Genomic DNA, 14,404 nt, shown 5'->3' on the forward strand with positions numbered 1-14,404 from the left:
ACGCATCGACCCGGCCTCGGGCCCGCTGGGTCCGGCGGCACGAACGTGCGCCGCTTCGGCCCGATCCGTAGGATTGCAGCTCATGACGACCGATACGCAGCGCGCGGCCACCGAACCCACCACCGGCTCGGGAGCGCGGGAGGTACGCGTACCGGACAAGCCCGCGCTGGAGGGGCTGGAGGACAAGTGGCTGGCCGCCTGGCGCGATGCCGGCACCTACGCCTTCACCCGTCCGGAGTCGCGGGAGCAGGTGTTCTCCATCGACACTCCCCCGCCGACGGTCTCCGGCAGCCTGCACGTCGGGCACGTGTTCTCCTATACCCACACCGACCTGATCGCGCGCTACCAGCGGATGCGCGGCAAGCACGTGTTCTATCCGATCGGCTGGGACGACAACGGCCTGCCGACCGAGCGGCGGGTGCAGAACTACTACGGCGTGCGCTGCGACCCGGCCGTCCCCTACGACCCGGACTTCGCGCCCCCGGCCAAGCCGGACCCGAAGCGGCAGCTCCCGATCAGCCGGCGCAACTTCGTCGAGCTGTGCGCCGAGCTCACCCACATCGACGAGAAGGTGTTCGAGGACCTGTGGCGCCGGGTCGGCCTGAGCGTCGACTGGTCGCTGCTCTACACGACGATCTCCGACGACACGCGATTCGTTTCCCAGAAGGCATTCCTGGAGAACCTGGCGCGCGGAGAGGCGTACCTGTCGCAGGCGCCGACCCTGTGGGACGTGACATTCCAGACCGCGGTGGCCCAGGCCGAGCTGGAGGCCCGCGACTACCCCGGCGCCTACCACAAGATCGACTTCCACCGCGCGGACGGTACGCCGGTGCGGATCGAGACCACCCGGCCCGAGCTGGTCGCCTCCTGCGTGGCGCTGATCGCCCACCCCGACGACGAGCGCTACCAGCCGCTGTTCGGCGAGACGGTGACGTCGCCGATCTTCGACGTCGAGGTCCCGGTGCTGGCCCACCCGGCCGCCGAGATGGACAAGGGCGCGGGCATCGCGATGTGCTGCACCTTCGGCGACCTGACCGACGTCGCCTGGTGGCGCGAGCTGCAACTGCCGACCCGGGTGATCATCGGCCGCGACGGACGGCTGAGCCGCGAGACCCCGGACTGGCTGGTCAACGCCGGCCCGTACGCCGAGCTGGCCGGCAAGACCGTGTTCTCCGCGCGCGAGGCGATGGTTTCGCTGCTGCGCGACTCCGGCGACCTCGCCGGCGAGCCCGAGCCGACCCAGCGCAAGGCCAACTTCTACGAGAAGGGCGACAAGCCGCTGGAGATCGTCTCCACCCGGCAGTGGTACCTGACCAACGGCGGCCGCGACGCCGGGCTGCGCGAGGAACTGCTCGCGCGCGGGCGCGAACTGGCGTGGGTGCCGGAGTTCATGGAGCACCGCTATGAGAACTGGGTGGGCGGCCTGAACGGCGACTGGCTGATCAGCCGGCAGCGCTACTTCGGCGTACCGTTCCCGGTCTGGTACGCCCTGGACGACGCGGGCGAGCCCGACCACGCCAACCCGCTGCTGCCGACCGAAGATCAACTGCCGGTCGACCCGGCGAGCGATGTGCCGGCCGGCTACACCGAGGCGCAGCGCGGCGAGCCCGGCGGGTTCGTCGGCGACCCCGATGTGATGGACACCTGGGCGACCTCGTCGCTGACGCCGCAGATCGCGACGGGCTGGGGCGGGCGCGATCCCGAGCTGTTCGGGCTGACCTTCCCGATGGACCTGAACACCCACGCCCACGACATCATCCGGACCTGGCTGTTCGCCCGGGTGGTGCGGGCGCACCTGGCCAACCACTCGCTGCCCTGGTACCGGTCCATGATCAGCGGGTTCGTGGTCGACCCGGACCGCAAGAAGATGTCGAAGTCCAAGGGCAATGTCGTGGTGCCGACCGAGATCTTGGCGCGCTACGGCGCCGATGCCGTGCGCTGGCGCGCAGCGCTGGCCCGGCCGGGGCTGGACTCGCCGTTCGACGAGACGCAGATGAAGGTGGGCCGCCGGCTCGCGATGAAGGTGCTCAATGCGTCGAAGTTCGTGCTCGGCTACGGGTCGGCCACGGATCTGGCCGTGGTCAACGAGCCGGCCGACCTGGCGCAGCTCGAGGCGCTGAAGGCGGTGATCGAGACGGCGACCGCGCGGTTCGAGGCCTTCGACTACACCGGGGCGCTGGAGGTCACCGAGGCGTTCTTCTGGGCGTTCTGCGACGACTACCTGGAGCTGGTCAAGGAGCGCGCCTACGGGGCGCGCGGCGAACAGGCTGCCCGCTCGGCGCAGGTTGCGCTGGCGTACTCGCTGGACGTGTTGTTGCGACTGCTCGCGCCGTTCCTGCCCTTCGTCACCGAGGAAGTCTGGTCGTGGTGGCGCGACGGCTCGATCCACACCGCCGCCTGGCCCGACGCCGCCGAGATCACCACGTCCGGCGACGCGGCCGCGGTGACCGACGTGGCGGCGGCGCTGGTGGCACTGCGCGGCGCGAAGTCGCAGGCCAAGGTGTCGATGAAGACCGAGATCGAACGCGCCCGGGTCAGCGGGCCGACGGCATCGCTGGACCGACTGCGGGCCGCCGAAGGCGACCTGCGCGCGGTCGGTCGGATCACCGGCGAGATCGACTGGGCAGCCGACGACGCCCCGATCGCGGTCGAGGCACAGCTCGTGCCGCAGGCCGGCTGAGGCCGCAGCGATGCCGGAGCCGAAGTTCCCCGAGCCCGCTTCGTCGACCGATGTCGCCGCCCTGTTCGCCGACTACCTGGACTTCTACCGGGAGTCGGTGATCGAACGGGTCGCCGATCTCGACGATGATCAACTTCGGGCGAGCAGGCTGCCCTCGGGCTGGTCACCGATCGAGTTGATCAAGCACCTGGTGTTCATGGAGCGGCGCTGGTTCGTCTGGGGGTTCCTCGGCTCCCGGGTGGACCGCCCGTGGGGCGACACCGCCGACGATGACCCGGGCGGCGCCTGGCACGTCGGTGCGGAGGAAAATCTGCCGGCGCTGGTCGAGGCGCTGCGCGCCGGCGGCGCGCTCACCCGGCAGGTGCTCGCCGAGCACGCGCTGGACGAGATCGCGCCGGCCGGCCCGCGGTTCGAACCTCGGCCGCCGGCCAGCCTGGCGTGGATCTGCGTACATGTGATCAACGAGTACGCCCGCCACCTCGGCCATCTCGACATCGTGCGCGAGCTGATCGACGGGCGTACCGGCGAATGATCGGCGCGAGCCCGGCCGCGTCGATCAGACGTGCCCGGCTCAGCCGGTGACGGCCTGCTGGCACTCCTGGCTGGAGAAGATCTCGCTCAGCTTCTGCAGGTCGCCCGCATTGGACGGGGTGGTCGCGTCGGCCAACTGCTGCAGCGTCTCGGCGCTGAGCTGATCGTAGGCCGCCTCAGCCCAGCAGTCGGTGAGCTTCTTCACCATGTCCTGGGGCAGGGAGCCAAGCGTGCCGGTCGGGTCGTTCTCCTTCAGCCAGGTGCTCAGGCCCGACTTCACGTCGTCCAGGCTGGGCTTGCCGGCGGCCTCACCGCCCGAGCTGTCGGTCGACTCGCCGCCCGTGTCCGGCGACGCCTCGCCCGCGGAGGTCTCCTCGCCGCCCTGCTCGTCGCCGGCGTCCTGGGTCTGGGCCGGCTCCGTCGGGCGGTCCTGAACGGCCGGAGCTCCGCCGCAACCGGCGAGCAGCAACATGCCGGACATCGCGGCACCGAGCACGCCGAGTGTGAGGGACTTGATCTTCATCTGATGGTGCCTTCCAGGTCGCGGACAACGAGCACGACGGTAGCGGCCGACGGGGTCAGCCCCGATGGAGACGCACCCGGCGCGTCAGGCGCTCTTCTCCTTGCGCTCCCGGCGCGGGAGCTTGGCGTGCGGCACGAGCGTGGGCACGACATTGTCGTTGACCACGTCCTCGGTGATGATCACCCGGGCGATGTCCTCGGCACTGGGCACGTCGAACATCACGTTCAGCAGCACCTCCTCGAGGATCGCGCGCAGACCGCGCGCGCCGGTGCCACGAAGCAGCGCGAGGTCGGCGATCGCCTCGACGGCCTCGGGGGTGAACTCCAGCTCGACGCCGTCCAGCTCGAACAGCTTGCGGAACTGCTTGACCAGCGCATTCTTCGGCTCGGTGAGGATCCGGATCAGCGCCTCGCGATCGAGCGGGGCGACGGTGCTGATCATGGGCAGCCGGCCGATGAACTCGGGGATCAGGCCGAACTTGACCAGATCCTCCGGGCGTACCTCCGCATACGGATCCTCGGCGGGCGGGCGCCGGGACTCGAGGTCGTTGTTGAAGCCGATCGGCCGCTTGCCGACCCGCTCGTCGATGATGTGGTCCAGGCCGGCGAACGCGCCGCCGACAATGAACAACACATTGGTCGTGTCGATCTGGATGAAGTCCTGGTGCGGGTGCTTGCGACCGCCCTGCGGCGGCACCGAGGCGGTGGTCCCCTCGAGGATCTTCAGCAACGCCTGCTGCACGCCCTCGCCGGACACATCACGGGTGATCGACGGATTCTCCGACTTGCGGGCGACCTTGTCGATCTCGTCGATGTAGATGATCCCGGTCTCGGCCTTCTTCACGTCGAAGTCGGCGGCCTGGATCAGCTTGAGCAAGATGTTCTCGACATCCTCGCCGACATAGCCAGCCTCGGTGAGCGCGGTCGCATCGGCCATCGCGAACGGCACGTTCAGCATCCGGGCGAGGGTCTGGGCGAGATAGGTCTTGCCGCAGCCGGTCGGGCCGATCAGCAAGATGTTCGACTTGCCGAGCTCGACCCCGTCGTCCTCGGCGGCCCGCCGACCGGACGGCGCCTGCGCCTGGGCCTGCACCCGCTTGTAATGGTTGTAGACGGCGACGGCGAGCGCCTTCTTCGCCGGGTCCTGCCCGATCACGTAGGTGTCGAGGAACTCCCGGATCTGCACCGGCTTGGGCAACTCCTCGAGCAGACCGGTCTCGGAGGCGCCGGACAGCTCCTCCTCGATGATCTCGTTGCACAGCTCGATGCACTCGTCGCAGATGTAGACACCCGAGCCCGCGATGAGCTTCTTGACCTGTTTCTGGCTCTTTCCGCAGAAGGAACACTTGAGCAGGTCGCCGCTCTCACCGATCCGTGCCATGCGTCCACTCTCCATCCACCGTGCGAACAGTCCGCCGTGTCAACCAACCGCTGCCCGGCACCGTCGGCGCCGGCAACTGCCGACTCCACCCTAACCCGCGACGCGGACAATTCCGGGGGTGTTTCGCCCCGCGCCGCGGGTCGGGATCGATCAGTTCGGCTCGACGTCCTTCAGCGACGTCAACACATCGTCCACGATGCCGTACTCCTTGGCCTGCTCGGCCGTCAGGTACTTGTCGCGCTCGACGTCCAGGCTCACCTGCTCGCGGTCCTTGCCGCTCGCCTCGGCGATCATCGTCTCCATCAGCTCGCGGATCCTCAGGATCTCCTTGGCCTGGATCTCCAGGTCCGAGGATTGTCCGTAGCTGCCCTGGCTGGTGTAGGGCTGGTGGATCAGCACGGTGCTGTTCGGCAGCATCAGCCGCTGCCCCTTGGCGCCCGCGGCGAGGATCACCGCGGCGGCCGACGCGGCCATCCCGAGGCAGATCGTCTGCACCTGCGGCTTGATGTAGCGCATCGTGTCGTAGATCGCCGTCATCGCGGAGAACGAGCCGCCGGGGCTGTTGATGTACATGCTGATCTGGCGGTCCGCGTCCATCGACTGCAGCACGAGCAACTGCGCCATCACCGCGTTGGCGATGTCGTCGGTGATCGGCGTGCCGAGGAAGATGATCCGGTCCTCGAACAGCTTGGTGTAGGGGTCGACGCGGCGGATGCCGTAGGAGGTGCGCTCCTCCCACTGCGGGATGAAGTAGTCCATCGCCGGGCCCGCGGGGGCGTACCCGCCCGGCTGGCTGGGATTGATGTTCATGGGGTGCCTCACTGGTTGGGGGCGTCGTCGCCGGTGGGGATCTGGGCGGCGCGCTCGAAGACGTGGTCGATGAAGCCGTAGTCCTTGGCCTGCTCGGCGGTGAACCAGCGGTCGCGATCGGAGTCGCGCTCGATCTGCTCCAGCGGCTGGCCGGTGTGCTCGGCGATCAACGAGGCCATCTGCTGCTTGATGTGCAGCGACTGCTCGGCCTGGATCCGGATGTCGGACGCGGTGCCGCCGAGCCCGCCCGAGGGCTGGTGCATCATGATCCGGCTGTGCGGCAGGGCGTACCGCTTGCCCTTGGTGCCCGCGCTGAGCAGGAACTGGCCCATCGACGCCGCGAGGCCCATGGCGACGGTCGCCACGTCGTTGGAGATCCACTTCATGGTGTCGAAGATCGCCATCCCGGAGTCGACCGAGCCGCCCGGGGAATTGATGTAGAGCCAGATGTCGGAATCGGCATCCTCGGCATTGAGCAGCAACATCTGCGCGCAGATCGCGTTGGCGTTCTCGTCCTTGACCTCGGAGCCGAGGAAGATGATCCGGTTGGCCAGCAGCGAGGAATAGACGTTGTCGGTCAGCCCGAAGCCGGCCGGGGCGGAGGTCGCGGCCCGCACGTCGGCCACGGCCGCGGTGTGCTTGTCTGGTGCGTTCACACCGACGAACGTACCGGTCCGGGCGGACAAACCGGACGGCGCCCGCGGCGTGTTCGCTGTCGGCGCAGCGGGTACGCCGACAGCGCGCCCTCAGGCCTTCGGAGCCTCCTCGGTGGCCGGCTCGTCCGCGGCGTCGCCCGCCGCCTCGTCGGCCGCGTCGTCGGCCGGGGCGGCCTCGCCGATGCTGCCGTCGGGACGCAGGTTGGCCAGGTCAACGGCATTGCCGTCGCTGTCGGTGACCGTTGCCGCGGCGACCAGCGCGGCGAGGGCCTTGCCGCGCCGGATCTCGGTCATCCACTCCCCGGTGTGGTTGTGCTCCATCATGTGCTGGGCCTCGGCCTCGGGCGTGCTGTTGTTCTGCTGCGCCCGGCGGACCAGATGCTGGGTCAGATCAGCCTGGTCGACGCCGACCTCGAGCTCGTCGGCGGCCTTGTCCAGCACCAGTTGCGCCTTCAGCGCCTGGGCCGAGCGGGTGTCGACATCGGCCCAGAACTCCTCGGCGGTCTGCTCCTCCTCGGCATCGGCGAGGTACTGGTCCAGGGTCAGGCCGGCCTGCGCGAGCTGGGCGTTGATCTGCTCGTGCCGGGCGCGGGTCTCGGACTCGAGCAGGCTCTCCGGCACCTCGAAGTCGAGATCGGCGATGACCGCCTCCAGCACCCGGTCGCGGGCCTGCGCGGCCTGGTCCAGGCGGGCCATCTGCTCGACCCGGGTCCGCAGGTCGGCGCGCATCTCGTCGATGGTGTCGAACTCGGAGGCGAGCTGGGCGAACTCGTCGTCGGCCTCCGGCAGCTCCTGCTCGGCGACCTTCTGCACCGTGACGGTGATGTCGGCCTCCTCGCCACGCAGCGGCCCACCGACCAGCGTGGAGGTGAACTCCTTCGATTCCCCCGCGCTCAGGCCGGTGACCGCGTCATCCAGGCCGTCCAGCATGCCGCCGGCGCCGACCTTGTATTGGATGCCCTCGGCGGTGGCGTCGTCAAGCTCCTCGCCGCCCTTGCGGCCGAGCAGGTCGATGGTCACGATGTCGCCGTCGGCGGCCGGGCGGTCGGCGTCGTGCTGGGTGCCGAAACGCTGCCGGAGCAGGTCGATCTGCTCATCGACCACCGCGTCGTCGACGCTCAGCGGGTCGACGGTGGCAGAGACGTCGGCAAAGTCGGGCAGTTCGAAGTCCGGGCGTACCACCACATCGGCGGTGAACTCGACGACATCGCCGTCCTCCAGCCGCGTCACCTCGATCTCGGGCTGCGCCAGCGGGTTCAGCTCGTGCTCGACGACGGCCCTGGAGTACTGGTCGGGCAGCGCATCGTTGATCGCCTCCTGCAGCACCGCTCCGCGGCCGAACCGCTGGTCGATCACCGCGGGCGGGACCTTGCCCTTGCGGAAGCCGGGGATCGTCACCTGCTTCGCGATCTGCGCGTACGCCTTGTCCAGGCTCGGCTTCAGGTCCGCGAACGGCACCTCGATGGTGATCTTCACGCGCGACGGGCTGAGCTGCTCGACGGTGCTGGGCAAGATGGTCTCCCGGGAATGATCGTGTGCTGGCGGGCGCGGCCGCCCGCGCGGATAACCCGGCCATGGTAGCCAGCCCGGCGCCCGCGCGCCCAACCCGCGCGCTAGCCTCACGCCGTGATGCGACGTGGCGCCGCGGACCGGACCTGGCTGATTGCCCTGGCTGCTGCCCTGTGGGGCTTCTCCGGACTGTTGCGTGCGCCGCTGTCGCGGGCCTACCCCTCGACCTCGGTCGTGTTGTGGGAGCACCTGTTCCTGGTGGTGTTGGTGAGTCCCCTGTTGCCCGGCGCGATCCGGGCCCTGCGGCGATCCTCGGCGCGCACCGTCGTGGCCGTGCTGGTGATCGGCGGTGGTTCCTCGGCGCTGGCCACCACGCTGTTCACGGCGGCCTTCGCCTACGGCGACCCGATCAGCCCGCAGGTGCTGCAGAAGCTCCAGCCGCTGCTGGCGATCGGGCTCGCCGCCCTGCTGCTGGGCGAGCGGGTGCGCGGCCGGTTCTGGCTGTTCGCGGTCCCCGCGCTGGCCGGCGCGTGGTTGATGGCCTTCCCGAATCCCTTGCAGGTGGGCATTCGGTCGCTGGTACCGGCCTTGCTCGGCGTGGGTGCCGCCGCGCTGTGGGCGCTCGGCACCGTGCTCGGCCGGGCGGTATCGGCGCAACTGACCTTCTGGCAGGTGACCGCTCTGCGCTTCGCCGGCGGTTTCGTCGCGTTGGTGATCATCAACGCTGCGCTCGGTACGCCGATGATCATGCCCGTGTCGACCTGGGGCTCGATCCTGTCGCTCGCACTGATCCCCGGGCTGGCGGCGCTGTTGCTCTATTACCACGGGCTGCGCCGGACGGCCGCCTCCCGCGCCACCTTGGCCGAGCTGGCCTTTCCGCTGACCGCAGCGCTGGTCGGCGTGACGCTGTTGGGTGCCAGCCTGGCGCCCAGCCAATGGGTGGGTCTGGGCGTCGTGCTGGTCAGCGTGGTGGCGCTGGCCCTGCACGAGCAACGCGCCGAACGGCCCGCCGTGCGGGTGCCGCAGCCGGCCCGCACGGACTAGCGGCGGTCCCGTCAGGAGTCGAGACCGGGGACCTTGGACGGATCGATGCCGGCGACGTCGAATGTCCAGCTCACGTCGGTGTCATCGACGGCTATCGTCACCTTGCTGGCCTCGCGGAGCTTCGGCCAGATCACCTCGCGCAGATCCTGGAGAGCCAACGACGGGCGGTCGGGCGCCTCCGGCACCGTGATCGAGAGCTCTTCCGGCGCTCCGCCGTCGTAGGCGATGGTGCCGTCGCAGCCGAGCGGACAGAGTTCGGTCAGCTCCTCCAGGGTCAGCCCTTCCGCGCGCAGGGCGGCACCGTCTCCCCAGACGTCGGAGTACGCGATTTCCAGTACGGCTCCACCCGTCGTGTCCGCCACCGCGGCAACCGGCGTACCGTCCGAATACGTGCCGTAGGCCCAGCCCCCGCCGGGCACGGGCGTCGGCTCGCCGGCGGCCGCCGTCCCGCCTCCGGTCGGCCCCTCACCGGTCGGCCCCGCACCGGTCGGAAGGGAACTCGGCTGCGGGACGGGCGCATCCGTCGGCGGCTCGGGAGCAGGCTGAGTGCCGCAGCCGGCCAGGAACAGCGCGGCCGTCGCCGCCGCCACCAGGGTTTGTCTGATCATGGTCCATCCGCTCGTCGCTGCTCTCCGCGGGCCCTGATCCGGACCCGCCCAACACGGTAGGCAGCAGCGAGGGCCGCGCAGGTCGCGTGCGCCCCGCAGTGGCCGAAGACCCGTAGAAATACGGGCATCGGGACGGCCGAGAAATGGAGCGGATGACGGGAATCGAACCCGCGTAATCAGTTTGGAAGACTGAGGCTCTACCATTGAGCTACATCCGCGTCGCCCGTCTCCGGGCGTCTCTCAGGCTAGCGCACAGATCACCGGCGGAGTAGTTGGACCGGCCCGGACGGGATCGGTCGGCCGAGCCGGGCGATCATGAGTACAGGTCTTTCAGGGTCTGCAACTGCGAACGGCTCGCCTCCGCCGCGGCGAGCGGGTCACGGGCCCGGATCGCCTCGAACAAGACCTCGTGCGAAGCATGGTCCGCGTCCTCCCACGGCAGCGGGCTGATCTTGAGCATGTCGACCATCGCCCGGTGAACCCGCGGCACGAACGCGTCGAACAACTCCGACAACACCTCGTTGTGCGCCGCCACCACGACCGCGCGATGGAATGCCATGTCCGCGTCCACGTGCACCTGCGGACTCGTGCCCAGCTTCGACCGATCAGCGAGAGTACGCCGCAGAGTGCGCAGATCCGCCGGGGTCCGCCGTCCGGCCGCGAGTGCTGCGGCCTCCGCCTCGATCGCGACCCTGGCCTCGATCACGGCAACGACGTCCGCCCGCGCCAACACCGTGTCCCAGTCGTCTGCCGGCTCCAGCGACGTGACGAACACGCCCGCTCCCTGACGACTCTCCAGCACCCCACGACCAGCGAGGTCGCGGATGGCCTCCCGCACCGTCGAACGCCCGACACCGAGCTGCACCGACAGCGTCGTCTCCCCCGGGAGCTTGTGACCAAGCCCCCACTCTCCCGCTCGGACGCGCGACAGGAGAGCTTCTGCGGCCTGCTCGGCCAGCGGGGCGCGCCGTATCGTGTTCATCCACACCTCTCAGCTTGTCTGAGGAGTTATTCCCTGCCTAAAGTACTTCGCAAACGCCGTCGATCGCACGACAAGGACATGGCAATGGACGAGCGGAGCCGAACCACGAGACCTCGAAGCGCAGTCACGTGAAGCGTCGGACCGGTCTGTGGATCCTGACCGCCACCCATGCGGCCAACGACTTCTACCCGGGGGCCATTGCAGCACTCTTGCCATTCTTCGTCCTCGAGCGAGGCTACGACTACGCCGCGGCTGCGGGAATCACGCTCGCGGCAACATCGTTGTCCAGTATTGCGCAACCGGCGTTCGGCTACCTCAGCGATCGTTTCCGTCTCCGGTGGCTCGTCATCGCCGGACTTGCCATGGCGTCTGCCGGTGTCGCCGTCAGCGGGCTGGTGTCGCAGACCTACTGGCTCACCTGGATCGTCATCGCGATCTCGGGGATCGGCGTCGCCGCCTATCACCCGGCCGCGACCGTGGCAGCGCGGCAGGCCGGCGGTGGCTCGAACGGTTCGATGAGCATGTTCGCCGTCGGCGGCAATGTCGGCGCCGCCCTCGCGCCCACCGCGGTGATCCTCGTGGTCGGGACCCTGGGCCTGGGCGCCACCCCACTCCTCGCTGCTCCGGCTGTTGCTGTGGCAATTCCGTACCTGACCCGCGCGTGGCTGGCGGGACGGGCCTCGTCCCGGTCGACAGTGCCCACCAGGGATCAGCCGGCAGGCCCGCCCCGAATGGACGATGCATGGGTGCTCTTCGCCTTGTTGGTAGGACTGGTCGCGTTCTGGTCGATCACCTACGTCGGCGTGTCGTCCTTCATCACGCTCTACTCCATCGAACGCTTCCAGGTGGACGCGGCCGTCGCATCGATCGCGCTGTCGGTCTTCCCGGCCGCGGGCGCGATCGGCACCCTGGCTGGCGGGTGGCTCGCCGACCGATATCGGCGCTTCGCCGTCATTCGCTGCGGGTACCTGGCCGCTGCGTGCTCCATGCTCCTCATCGTGCTCGCCCCCTCCCCCGCGATCGTCGTCATCGGGTCGGGAGCACTGGGAATCGCGCTGTTCATCCCCTTCGCGCCGCAGATCACGCTCGCCCACTCCTACCTGCCGAGCCGGATCGGGCTTGCCAGCGGCGTCACTCTCGGGCTCACCCTCTCCCTCGGCGGGCTGGCCAGCCCTGCTCTCGGTGCGCTCGCCGACGCCACGAGCATCCGCACCACGATGGCGCTCATGACGGGCCTGCTGGTGATCGCGCTGGCCGCAAGCTTCTCGCTGCGGGAACGCACCCGACCCGCCGCGCCGGAGGTCGCCGCACCAGCCGCCACGGAGCCTTCGTGACACACTCCGGCCCCGGGACTGCGTCGATCGGGCCATGCCGATGTCGTGAGACATCACCCCGTCGGGGCGACAGGACTCGAACCTGCGATCCCCTGCTCCCAAAGCAGGTGCCCTAGCCACTGGGCCACGCCCCGCTGCGGCGTACCGCAACGGCGTGAGTCTAGCGGACCAGCGCCCCCGTCAGCCCCGGACGAGCTGCTGGTGGATCGCCAGCCAGGCCAGCGCCTCGACGGCCCGCGGCGAGGCGTCGCCCGGGCGCAGCCGGGCCAGCGCCCAGCTCCGCGCCCGGTCGAAGATCTCCCCCGGCGGCGCGGCCAGCCCGTCGGCGAATCGTGCCCACAACTCCTCCGGCAGCGTTGCCGCCCAGGCCAGCGCCAGGCCGGTCGATGCCGGGCTCGCCCCGTCGGTCTCGCCGGGCAGTCCCGACCCCAGCCGGGCCAGGATCTCCTCGGGAGCGGCGCCGCCGTGCACCTGCCCGACCCCGGCCTCCGCACCGGCCACCAGGGACGCGGCGCGCACGTGCAGGCGCGCGAGATCGCCCCCGGGGCCCGGCAGGGCCCGCGCCGCGTCGACCAGTTCGGCCCCGATCTCCCCGTCGTTCCAGCCGGCGACGTTCACCCCGGTCGCGACGGCGATCACGGCCAGCGGATCGTCGAGGGCCGGCCGCTGGACCGCGAGCTCGGCCTCCTCGATCGCCCCGTGCTGCGGGCCGATCGCCGCGGTGTGCAACAACACGACGGCATCCGCCCCGCCCCGGCCACCGCGGGCCATGATCGCCCCGGCCGCCGCGTCCAACAGCATCGGCAGGTCCTGCGGGACGCTGATGATCAACTCGGTGCTTCCGGTGCCGGCGTGCACCAGCGCCCGGTGCACACCGGGACCACCGGGTACGCCCACGACGGCGGCATCGGGCAGGTCGAGCTCCCACTCGGCGTCGTCGGCCAGTTCGAGCCGATCGGGTAGCCACGCCGGCAGCAGGGCCGCCGCCGCGGCGGGATCGGGCAGCAGCTCGCCCCGCCAGTGCACGGCGTAGGCCTCCCCGGGTGCGAGCACCCGCTCGGCCATGATCAACTCCGCCGGGCCGGCCGGCTCATCGGGCCCGCCTACGGCAAGCTCGCCCGGCTCCCCCACGGCGAGCGCCCCGAGCCGCGGCCGCCAGGCCCACAGCGGTTCGCCGGGCACGCGCACGGTGATCAACGCATCCGTGCCGCCGGCCCAGGCCCGGCGTACCCATCCGTCGGCGGCGGCGATCTCGACGATCGGCGCGACGCGTACCTCCGCGTCGCCGGTGGCGGCCAGCCGGAGCCGCCAGTTCCAGGCCGTGTCGGCGCCGTGCCGCTGGTCGACCCGTAGACCCGGCAGCTCCCCGGCCAGGTTCACCTCGTCGGGATCGGCCTGCACCGCCCAGTCGGCGATCTCCGTGCGCCGGCCGTCGATCAGTACGCCGACCAGCCGCACGGCCACCCCCGGCGCGGCGGCCGCACCGTCGTCGCCGACCTCCAGCGGCCGGCCGTCGATGATCAGCCGCGCCGCTGACATTTCCCGCACCAGAAGAGATTGCGGCCCTCGAGCACCCGGGTGCGCACCCGCGACCCGCAGACCAGGCAGGGCTGATCATGGCGCCGGTAGACATAGACCTCGCCGCCGTGATCATCGACGCGCGGTTCGCGGCCCATCGCCTCCGGGGTGTGCTCCGGGCGTACCGTGTCAATCCGGTTGTCGATCACGCCCGTCGGCATCAGCTCGACCAGATCCGCCCAGATCGCGCGCCAGCTCGCCGGCTTCAGCGCCTTGCCGGGGGTGTCGGGATTGATCCGGTTCCGGAACAACACCTCCGCCCGATAGACGTTGCCGATTCCCGACAGCACCTGTTGGTCCATCAGCAGCGCCGCAATCGGCTTGTTCGATCGGCGGATCCGCTGCCAGGCGCGATCCGGATCGGCATCGGCGCGCAACGGGTCCGGACCCAGCCGGGCCTCGATCGCCTGCCGCTCGCCGGGCGTGATCAGCGCACAGGTCTGTGGCCCGCGCAGCTCCGCCACCGGCCCGTCGGGCAGCTCGATCCGCAACCGTGCCGGCGCCGGCAGCGGCGCGTCGAACCGCATCGAACCGATCAGCCCGAGATGGATGTGCAGGACCCGCGCGCCGTCGGGGTGTTCGTCGTCCGGACCGAAACCGACGAACAGTTGCTTGCCGTTGTTGATCGCGCCGGCATAGGGCATGCCGTCCAGCAGCGCGGCGCCCTCGGCGAACCGTCCCTGCGGGCTGCTCACCCGCGGCGCGGTGCCCGAGAACGCGTCGTCCAGATCGAGCGCCAACCGGCGCAGGGTGTGACCCTCGGGCATCC

General features: G+C 70.2%; 13 protein-coding genes and 2 tRNA genes. 4 read left to right on the forward strand and 11 right to left on the reverse strand.

Going from position 1 to position 14,404, the window contains the following annotated elements:
- Nucleotides 1-82: 82 nt before the first annotated feature.
- Nucleotides 83-2,680, forward strand: a complete 2,598-nt coding sequence (gene valS, locus GGQ54_RS03170) for a valine--tRNA ligase (RefSeq protein ID WP_179444065.1) — start codon at nucleotides 83-85, stop codon at nucleotides 2,678-2,680.
- Nucleotides 2,681-2,690: 10 nt separating this feature from the next.
- Nucleotides 2,691-3,212: a DinB family protein gene (locus GGQ54_RS03175; RefSeq protein WP_179444066.1), complete on the forward strand. Its 522-nt coding sequence runs from the start codon at nucleotides 2,691-2,693 to the stop codon at nucleotides 3,210-3,212.
- A 39-nt stretch (nucleotides 3,213-3,251) separates the two neighbouring features.
- On the opposite strand, the gene GGQ54_RS03180 is transcribed toward GGQ54_RS03175, so the two are convergent.
- From GGQ54_RS03180 to tig, 5 genes are all read right to left on the reverse strand, one after another.
- Nucleotides 3,252-3,734, reverse strand: a complete 483-nt coding sequence (locus tag GGQ54_RS03180; protein WP_179444067.1) for a hypothetical protein — start codon at nucleotides 3,732-3,734, stop codon at nucleotides 3,252-3,254.
- 84 nt (nucleotides 3,735-3,818) lie between these two features.
- Entirely contained in the window at nucleotides 3,819-5,114 is a 1,296-nt protein-coding gene (gene clpX / locus GGQ54_RS03185) for an ATP-dependent Clp protease ATP-binding subunit ClpX (RefSeq protein WP_179444068.1), read from the reverse strand.
- A gap of 150 nt (nucleotides 5,115-5,264) precedes the next feature.
- On the reverse strand, nucleotides 5,265-5,924 hold the full coding sequence (locus GGQ54_RS03190) for an ATP-dependent Clp protease proteolytic subunit (protein WP_179444069.1): 660 nt from the start codon (nucleotides 5,922-5,924) through the stop codon (nucleotides 5,265-5,267).
- 8 nt (nucleotides 5,925-5,932) lie between these two features.
- Nucleotides 5,933-6,550: an ATP-dependent Clp protease proteolytic subunit gene (locus GGQ54_RS03195; protein WP_179446399.1), complete on the reverse strand. Its 618-nt coding sequence runs from the start codon at nucleotides 6,548-6,550 to the stop codon at nucleotides 5,933-5,935.
- 120 nt (nucleotides 6,551-6,670) lie between these two features.
- Entirely contained in the window at nucleotides 6,671-8,092 is a 1,422-nt protein-coding gene (gene tig / locus GGQ54_RS03200) for a trigger factor (RefSeq protein WP_179444070.1), read from the reverse strand.
- A 117-nt stretch (nucleotides 8,093-8,209) separates the two neighbouring features.
- Here tig and GGQ54_RS03205 point away from each other — a divergent pair, with 117 nt between their 5' ends.
- Nucleotides 8,210-9,133 carry a DMT family transporter gene (locus GGQ54_RS03205; RefSeq protein WP_179446400.1) on the forward strand — a complete coding sequence of 308 codons (924 nt, stop codon included), beginning with the start codon at nucleotides 8,210-8,212 and terminating at the stop codon, nucleotides 9,131-9,133.
- Between the two features lie 11 nt (nucleotides 9,134-9,144).
- Here GGQ54_RS03205 and GGQ54_RS03210 read toward each other — a convergent pair whose 3' ends face one another.
- The 3 genes from GGQ54_RS03210 to GGQ54_RS03220 form a co-directional block, all read right to left on the reverse strand.
- Entirely contained in the window at nucleotides 9,145-9,741 is a 597-nt protein-coding gene (locus tag GGQ54_RS03210; RefSeq protein WP_179444071.1) for a hypothetical protein, read from the reverse strand.
- Between the two features lie 144 nt (nucleotides 9,742-9,885).
- Nucleotides 9,886-9,959 (reverse strand) — tRNA-Gly (locus GGQ54_RS03215).
- 95 nt (nucleotides 9,960-10,054) lie between these two features.
- Nucleotides 10,055-10,723, reverse strand: coding sequence for a FadR/GntR family transcriptional regulator (locus GGQ54_RS03220; protein ID WP_179444072.1), 669 nt, complete (start codon nucleotides 10,721-10,723; stop codon nucleotides 10,055-10,057).
- A gap of 128 nt (nucleotides 10,724-10,851) precedes the next feature.
- Between GGQ54_RS03220 and GGQ54_RS03225 the strand changes: the two genes are divergently transcribed.
- On the forward strand, nucleotides 10,852-12,057 hold the full coding sequence (locus tag GGQ54_RS03225; protein ID WP_179444073.1) for an MFS transporter: 1,206 nt from the start codon (nucleotides 10,852-10,854) through the stop codon (nucleotides 12,055-12,057).
- Between the two features lie 61 nt (nucleotides 12,058-12,118).
- Here the strand turns inward: GGQ54_RS03225 and GGQ54_RS03230 are convergent.
- The 3 genes from GGQ54_RS03230 to GGQ54_RS03240 form a co-directional block, all read right to left on the reverse strand.
- Nucleotides 12,119-12,191, reverse strand: a tRNA-Pro gene (locus GGQ54_RS03230).
- 46 nt (nucleotides 12,192-12,237) lie between these two features.
- The gene (locus tag GGQ54_RS03235; RefSeq protein ID WP_179444074.1) at nucleotides 12,238-13,605 is read right to left on the reverse strand and encodes a hypothetical protein; all 1,368 of its coding nucleotides are present in this window, start codon (nucleotides 13,603-13,605) and stop codon (nucleotides 12,238-12,240) included.
- Nucleotides 13,578-14,402: an Fpg/Nei family DNA glycosylase gene (locus tag GGQ54_RS03240; RefSeq protein ID WP_179444075.1), complete on the reverse strand. Its 825-nt coding sequence runs from the start codon at nucleotides 14,400-14,402 to the stop codon at nucleotides 13,578-13,580. The genes GGQ54_RS03235 and GGQ54_RS03240 overlap by 28 nt, the downstream gene beginning before the upstream one ends.
- Nucleotides 14,403-14,404 lie beyond the last annotated feature (2 nt).

Origin of the sequence: Naumannella cuiyingiana (assembly GCF_013408305.1) — a bacterium.
GTDB lineage: Bacteria > Actinomycetota > Actinomycetes > Propionibacteriales > Propionibacteriaceae > Naumannella > Naumannella cuiyingiana.